Annotated in this window: 5 protein-coding genes and 1 tRNA gene; 2 read left to right on the top strand and 4 right to left on the bottom strand. The window is 53.7% G+C overall.

From position 1 onward, the window contains the following. Positions 1-240: 240 nt before the first annotated feature. Genes HMPREF2572_RS11060 through HMPREF2572_RS11050 form a run of 3 tightly spaced genes read right to left on the bottom strand, consistent with a single transcriptional unit; the run spans position 241 to position 3,757 of the window. Positions 241-1,494 carry a complex I 51 kDa subunit family protein gene (locus HMPREF2572_RS11060; RefSeq protein ID WP_070498643.1) on the bottom strand — a complete coding sequence of 418 codons (1,254 nt, stop codon included), beginning with the start codon at positions 1,492-1,494 and terminating at the stop codon, positions 241-243. Then, positions 1,491-3,119, bottom strand: a complete 1,629-nt coding sequence (locus HMPREF2572_RS11055) for an FAD-binding protein (protein ID WP_070498640.1) — start codon at positions 3,117-3,119, stop codon at positions 1,491-1,493. The genes HMPREF2572_RS11060 and HMPREF2572_RS11055 overlap by 4 nt, the downstream gene beginning before the upstream one ends. Further along, entirely contained in the window at positions 3,119-3,757 is a 639-nt protein-coding gene (locus HMPREF2572_RS11050) for a 2Fe-2S iron-sulfur cluster-binding protein (protein WP_070498638.1), read from the bottom strand. The genes HMPREF2572_RS11055 and HMPREF2572_RS11050 overlap by 1 nt, the downstream gene beginning before the upstream one ends. Before the next feature lie 823 nt (positions 3,758-4,580). Here HMPREF2572_RS11050 and HMPREF2572_RS11045 point away from each other — a divergent pair. Together HMPREF2572_RS11045 and HMPREF2572_RS11040 are read left to right on the top strand one after the other, a co-directional pair. Further along, positions 4,581-6,104 carry a fumarate hydratase gene (locus HMPREF2572_RS11045; RefSeq protein ID WP_070498636.1) on the top strand — a complete coding sequence of 508 codons (1,524 nt, stop codon included), beginning with the start codon at positions 4,581-4,583 and terminating at the stop codon, positions 6,102-6,104. A 229-nt stretch (positions 6,105-6,333) separates the two neighbouring features. Beyond that, positions 6,334-7,017: a 2,3-diphosphoglycerate-dependent phosphoglycerate mutase gene (locus tag HMPREF2572_RS11040; RefSeq protein ID WP_070498634.1), complete on the top strand. Its 684-nt coding sequence runs from the start codon at positions 6,334-6,336 to the stop codon at positions 7,015-7,017. Between the two features lie 150 nt (positions 7,018-7,167). Here the strand turns inward: HMPREF2572_RS11040 and HMPREF2572_RS11035 are convergent. Then, positions 7,168-7,244 (bottom strand) — tRNA-Pro (locus HMPREF2572_RS11035). Positions 7,245-7,282: the final 38 nt, after the last annotated feature.

Below are 7,282 nucleotides of genomic sequence, written 5' to 3'. Positions count from 1 at the left end.
CTCCCTAGCCCTCTCCCACGGGGAGAGGGAATAATGACGCTGAAAATCAACCTTTATCAGATTTTCGCAATCTGTCCCCTCTCCCCGTGGGAGAGGGCTAGGGAGAGGGTAAAACCTCAGATTTAGCAGGTTCGGTTGTGAAACCCAACAAAGAATTAAATGTTGGTTCATGTCCCAATCTACAGGTATTTTTCAGACGACCTCCTATATAGAAAAGGTCGTCTGAAACGCCGTATCGGATTAATCCTGCTCCGCCGGCAGGCCGTACTCTTCGGGGAAGGTGCGCAGCGAGCTTTGCAACACGGTAACTGCGCCGTCAATCAGGCCGCAGCGGCCGCTTCGTGGCAGCAGTTGGCACAGGCTTTGCAGGGCGCGGAGGTCGTCTGAAGTGCCGATGCCGGTATCCACGCGGTTGAGCAGGCGTGAAAGTTGGAACGTGCCGCCTTTGCATGGCGGGCATTGTCCGCATGAGTTGGACGCAAAAAATTCCACATACTCGGATACTTTACGCACCACGCTGGTTCCCTCGGAAATCACAATCATCGCGCCTGTGCCGAGGCTGGATTTGCGTTCGCGCACGGACACGAAGTCCAAAGGCACGTCCAAATCTTTTACGGTCAAGAGCGTGTTTGACGGGCCGCCGGTGAAGACGGCTTTAAACGTGCGCCCTTCGAGCATACCGCCGCCGTGATCGAAAATCAGCGATTGCAGGGTCGTGCCCATCGGCAGTTCGTACAAACCCGGATTCAATACGTCGCCTGAAAGCGAGTAGAGTTTCGTGCCTGCGGCATCGCCCAAACCCAGCGATTTGTACCATTCCGCGCCTTTGGCAAGGATTTGCGGGATGTTGGCGAAGGTTTCGGTGTTGTTGATAAGGGTCGGTTCGCCTTCTACGCCGCTTTCGGCAGGGAACGGTGGCTTGCGGCGCGGGAACGGGAAACCGCCTTCCAACCATGAAATCACGGCGGTTTCTTCGCCGCCGATGTAGCGGCCTGAAGTTTCGACCAATTTCAGGTCTAAAGGTTTGCCCAGATAGTTTTCGATGCGGATGAACAAATCGCTTTTTTTCCATTGCTCGATGGCGGGCACGATGGCGGCGACGGATTCGGTCTGGTGCGGGTTGACATACATAATCGCTTTGTTGGCGCGGCAGGCGACGGCGGCAATTAGGACGCCTTCGATAACTTGGTGCGGCGTTTTCGCCAGCAATACGCGGTCTTTGAACGTACCCGGTTCGTCTTCGTTGGCGTTACAGACGACGTATTTGTCGCCGTGTTTGCTTTGGGCGGCAACAGCCGCCTCCCATTTGCGCCAGGTCGGGAAACCTGCGCCACCCATGCCGCAGAGGTTGGCGTCTTGCAGTTTGGAAACGATGCTTTGAGGATCGGCAAGTGCCGCCAGCAGGCCTTCGCCGCCGCCAACTTTGCGCCACGCGGCCAAATCCGCGCCGACTTGGCGGGACGGGTGCAGTAAGTTTTGATTGGCTTGATTCATGATTGTTGCTCCTGCAAACCGGCGTGTTCGCGCAAATCGAATTTGCCGTAGTCGGGATATAAAACGGGGGCTTTGATATTGCTGGTCAGTCCGGCGCGGGTCATTTCGCGTTGCAGATCGTGGACGTGTCCGACACCGCCGCGCACTTTTTTCAGCGGCAGGCCGCAACCGGCGGCGGCTTTACCCGCGCGGCGGCCGAAGCTGATGATGTCCAAAAGCGCGTTGCCCATCAGGCGGTTACGGCCGTGGATGCCGCCGGTTACTTCGCCGGCGCAATAGAGGCCTTCGACGCAGGTCGCGCCGTCGCCGTTGATTTCGACGCCGCCGTTTTGGTAGTGCAGGGTCGGATGAATCATTACAGGCTCGACGGCGGGGTCGATACCGCATTTATGGGCAACGTGGCCGAGCGTAACCAAACGGTTCAATACGTCGTGGTCGTTTTCAATCAGGCGCGGGGTGTCGAGGAACACGCCGACCTGTCCGTCGCGTACTACGCCGCGGCCTTCGCGGCACTCGCGCAAAATGGCGGCGGCAACGACGTCGCGCGGCTGCAATTCGTCAACGAAACGTTCGCCCAAGCCGTTGACCAGTTTGGTCCCTGCGGAACGCACGGCTTCGGAAATCAGCGCGCCTGCCAAGTGCGGCGGATGGGCGACGCCAGTCGGATGGTATTGGAATGAATCGATGTCGCGCAGTTTCGCGCCGATACGGTACGCCATCACCAAACCGTCGGCGGTTGCGCCGTAGTGGTTGGAAGTGGCGAAACCCTGCAAATGCAGCCGTCCGCTGCCGCCGGTTGCCAATACCACGGCTTTGGCGTGAACCAATACCAAGGAGCGTTTTTCCAAATCGTACAAAATCGCGCCGACGCAGCGGCCATGTTCGTCTGACAATAATTCGATGGCGGGGTGGCGGTTGAGCTGGGTGATGTTTTCGTCAAGTTCGACCGCTTCGCGCAGTACGCGCATCATTTCGAGGCCGGTAAAGTCGCGGTAGCTCAGGATACGCGGCACGGTCGTACCGCCTGCACGCTTGCGGTTCAACATGCCGTTGCTGTCCGCGCCTTTGGCAAGGTCGAAAGTCATGCCCAAGCCAATCAGCCAGCGGATGGCGGATGGCGCGTCGGTAACCATTTGCGCCACCAATTCTTTCTTGCCTGCGTTGTGTCCGCCTTTGATGGTGTCGTCAAAATGTTGCTGCAAGCTGTCTTCCGCGCCGACTGCCGCCTGAATGCCGCCTTCTGCCATGACGGTATTGCTGTCGCCGATACGCAGCTTGTTCGCCATAATCACGCGCGCACCTGCTTCGGTTGCAGATAATGCCGCCGCCGCACCCGCACCGCCACCGCCGATAACCAGCACGTCGGTGTTCAAGTGTTCCGCGCCCGACAAATCATAGTCGTCAATCAGGGGATGACTGATCAGCAGTTTCGCCAAATCAGGATGGCAGTAATCGCCCGTGTTCGGCCCGATGGGCAGTTTGACGCGCGCATTGGCCTGATAGTCGGGGTGAAACTGGCTCAACAATTCGTTTTTTTCCGGCAAGTCGCCGCGCAGTTCCAATGAGGAAGCGCGCAGGTTGGCAAGGGCGGTTTCATAGTCTATGCCTTGGATTTCGTTCGCCATCACATTGCCTCCTCTTCAAATTCGACTTTCATTTTGCCGCTGTCGATTTCGCGCAGGCGGCGCATCAAATCCACTGGACGCAGCGTGCGCGCCGCTTTCATGCGGCGGGCGAACAGGCCTAAGTGGTTCGGACGGATGTGTTCGGGGCAGGAAAGGGTGCAGAGGTTGCACATCACGCATTGGTCGAAGGTCAGCGCAGCCGCGCCGAAATCGCCCGATACCACTTGCGCCACGCCGTTTTCCACTTCTAAACCTTTGGGGCAGGCGCGGTTGCAGCCGCCGCAATGACGGCAGTGTTGCGCTTCGGGGAAGGCTTTGGCGGTGTCATCCAGCCAGTTCCAGCCGTCGCCGACCTCGCTCACGTTGTAATATTGGATGTGCTCGGGAATGAAGTAGTCCAAGAAGCTGACCTGCATCCCTTCTTCGACTTTGGTTTCACACGCCAACGCAGTCGTTACCTCGCGCTCGCCTTCCTTGCGGATCATGCAGCGGCAGGAACCGCACACGCCTTGCCCCATGCAGCCGACGTTGGCGGTAATCGCGCTGCCAGCACGGGCATAGGCCTGAATGATTGACGAGTCGGCGGAGGCTTTGACCTCGTGGCCGTCTATGGTCAGGGTTAACAAGTTTTCACTCATGGTAGTGTCCTGTGGAATGGGATAGGGGAAATCGGATGTGTGTATTTTTATTACAAAATTTTTAGAAGTGCGGATATTTTGGGGAAATATCTTATAAATCAATGTCTGACTGTCTTTTATCAGTGTATCAGAATTTGGATTTTTTGATGATGGCGAAGTCTGAAAGACAGGATAGGGGCGGATTGTGAACAAAAAACAGTGGTTTTCAGACGACCTTTGTGTCATCTTGTTATTTTGTAAGATAAAATAAACTTATAATAAAGGAATAACTGCTAAAAACCGTTTTGAAATACGAGTAAATATCATTATTAAGTGTTTGATGTAAAAGCATATATCTATGTATTTATTAGATAAATTTGTGAATTGTAAGTAAATGAAAATGGTGTTATAAAATTTCAGAAAAATAGCTAAGTTTGACTTCTATCAAAAATCATCATGGGTAGAATGATACGGTTTTTACATTTGTGTATGGTGGAAAAAAGAAGGATGGATCGTCTGAAAAGTAATTGTTTCTTTTTAAATTCATGTTATTGGTAAGGTTCATTGCGGCGGTGAATCCAGCCTTTTCAGACGACCCTTTGGAATCTGAGTGGACAGATTAATTGTAGTTTTATTTCTGTCGGTAAATATTGCCGACAATATCCGTTATCATCATCCGAGTAGAATGATGGGTTATTAAGTTGTATAAGAATCAATCAATTATAAAAATTATATTGTCGCTCATAGCGATTGACAGCACTATTACACCGATTAAGGTCGTCTGAAAAACGACATCTATAAAAAGTGAACAAACCCTCCCTACCATGAGAAAAGGAACACAATCATGACCGTCATCAAGCAAGAAGACTTTATCCAAAGTATCTGCGATGCCTTCCAATTCATCAGCTATTACCATCCGAAAGACTACATCGACGCGCTCTATAAAGCGTGGCAGAAGGAAGAAAACCCCGCCGCCAAAGACGCGATGACGCAGATTTTGGTCAACAGCCGCATGTGTGCGGAAAACAACCGCCCCATCTGTCAAGATACCGGTATCGCAACCGTCTTCCTCAAAGTCGGCATGAACGTCCAATGGGATGCGGACATGAGCGTGGAAGAGATGGTTAACGAAGGCGTACGCCGCGCCTACACTTGGGAGGGCAACACCCTGCGCGCTTCCGTCCTCGCCGATCCGGCCGGTAAACGCCAAAACACCAAAGACAACACCCCCGCCGTCATCCATATGAGCATCGTGCAGGGCGACAAAGTTGAAGTAACCTGCGCGGCAAAAGGCGGCGGCTCTGAAAACAAATCCAAACTCGCCATGCTCAATCCTTCCGACAACATCGTCGATTGGGTATTGAAAACCATCCCGACCATGGGCGCGGGCTGGTGTCCTCCCGGCATCTTGGGCATCGGCATCGGCGGTACGCCCGAAAAAGCCGTGCTGATGGCAAAAGAATCCCTGATGAGCCACATCGACATTCAAGAGTTGCAGGAAAAAGCCGCGTCCGGCGCAGAATTGTCCACCACTGAAGCCCTGCGCCTCGAACTCTTTGAAAAAGTCAACGCGCTGGGCATCGGTGCGCAAGGTTTGGGCGGGCTGACCACCGTGTTGGACGTCAAAATCCTCGATTACCCGACCCATGCCGCTTCCAAACCGATTGCCATGATTCCAAACTGCGCAGCCACCCGCCACGTCGAGTTCGAATTGGACGGCTCAGGCCCGGTCGAACTGACTCCGCCGCGCGTTGAAGACTGGCCCGATTTGACTTACAGCCCCGACAACGGCAAACGCATCGATGTCGATAAGCTGACCAAAGAAGAAGTCGCCAGCTGGAAAACCGGCGACGTATTGCTGTTGAACGGCAAAATCCTCACCGGCCGTGATGCCGCGCACAAACGCCTCGTCGATATGCTCGACAAAGGCGAAGAGTTGCCTGTCGATTTCACCAACCGCCTGATTTACTACGTCGGCCCCGTCGATCCGGTCGGCGACGAAGTCGTCGGTCCCGCAGGTCCGACCACAGCCACCCGCATGGACAAATTCACCCGCCAAATGCTCGAACAAACCGGCCTCTTGGGCATGATCGGCAAATCCGAGCGCGGCGCAGCCACCTGCGAAGCCATCGCCGACAACAAAGCCGTGTACCTCATGGCAGTCGGCGGCGCGGCGTATCTTGTGGCAAAAGCCATCAAATCCTCCAAAGTATTGGCGTTCCCCGAATTGGGCATGGAAGCGGTTTACGAATTTGAAGTCAAAGACATGCCTGTAACCGTTGCCGTGGACAGCAAAGGCGAGTCCATCCACGCCACCGCCCCGCGCCAATGGCAGGCAAAAATCGGCATCATCCCCGTCGAGTCCTAATGTCTTGATGCCAGGTTGAAAAGGTCGTCTGAAAACTCGGAATACGGTTTTCAGACGACCTTGTAGTTTGTTTTCAAGCATTACCATCGTAAGGGTAGGGAATGGAGGGCAAAACAATATGGCGGACAAGTCTTGATAAAGAACAAGCATCGCCCCGCCCCGACTGCAGAAGCAGCCGAAATATGTTATAAATAAGCCCTTCTACCGAACTCAAATTGGAGCATACGACATGGAATTGGTATTTATCCGCCACGGACAAAGCGAATGGAACGCGAAAAACCTGTTTACAGGCTGGCGCGACGTAAAACTGAGCGAGCAGGGGCTTGCCGAAGCTACCGCCGCCGGTAAAAAACTGAAGGAAAAAGGTTACGAGTTCGATATCGCCTTCACCTCAGTCCTGACCCGCGCGATTAAAACCTGCAACATTGTTTTGGAAGAATCCGACCAACTGTTCGTGCCGCAAATCAAAAGCTGGAGGCTGAACGAACGCCACTACGGTCAGCTGCAAGGTTTGGACAAAAAACAAACCGCTGAAAAATACGGCGACGAGCAAGTCCACATCTGGCGCCGCAGCTACGATACCCTGCCGCCGTTACTCGACCCGCAAGACCCGTTCTCCGCACACAACGACCGCCGCTATGCCAACCTGCCCGCCGATGTCGTACCTGACGGCGAAAATCTGAAAGTTACTTTGGAGCGCGTACTGCCGTTCTGGGAAGACCAAATCGCCCCCGCGCTTCTGAGCGGCAAACGCGTCTTGGTCGCCGCACACGGCAACTCCCTGCGCGCCTTGGCAAAACACATCGAAGGCATTTCCGACGAAGACATCATGGGCTTGGAAATCCCAACCGGTCAGCCGCTGGTGTACAAATTGGACGACAATTTGAAAGTGGTTGAAAAATTCTATCTGTAAGCCGTTGCGGATAAGATAAAGGTCGTCTGAAAACTCGGATTTGGGTTTTCAGACGACCTTTTGATTGTGAGAAACGCTTGGAATATAAAGTTTGAAATAGGCAAAGACAAATAAACAGCCCGGTCAAAAATGACCGGGCTGTTGAATTTTTGGTCGGAGTGAAAGGATTCGAACCTTCGACCCCTTGCACCCCATGCAAGTGCGCTACCAGACTGCGCCACACTCCGACTCGATAAGTTTCGGATTATAGTTTTACTGTCCGGCT

This window comes from Neisseria sp. HMSC064E01 (assembly GCF_001808875.1).
GTDB classification, from domain to species: Bacteria; Pseudomonadota; Gammaproteobacteria; order Burkholderiales; family Neisseriaceae; genus Neisseria; species Neisseria sicca_A.
The sequence above is the reverse complement of the archived record's forward strand: the minus strand, read 5'-3'. Positions and strand labels throughout refer to the sequence as shown.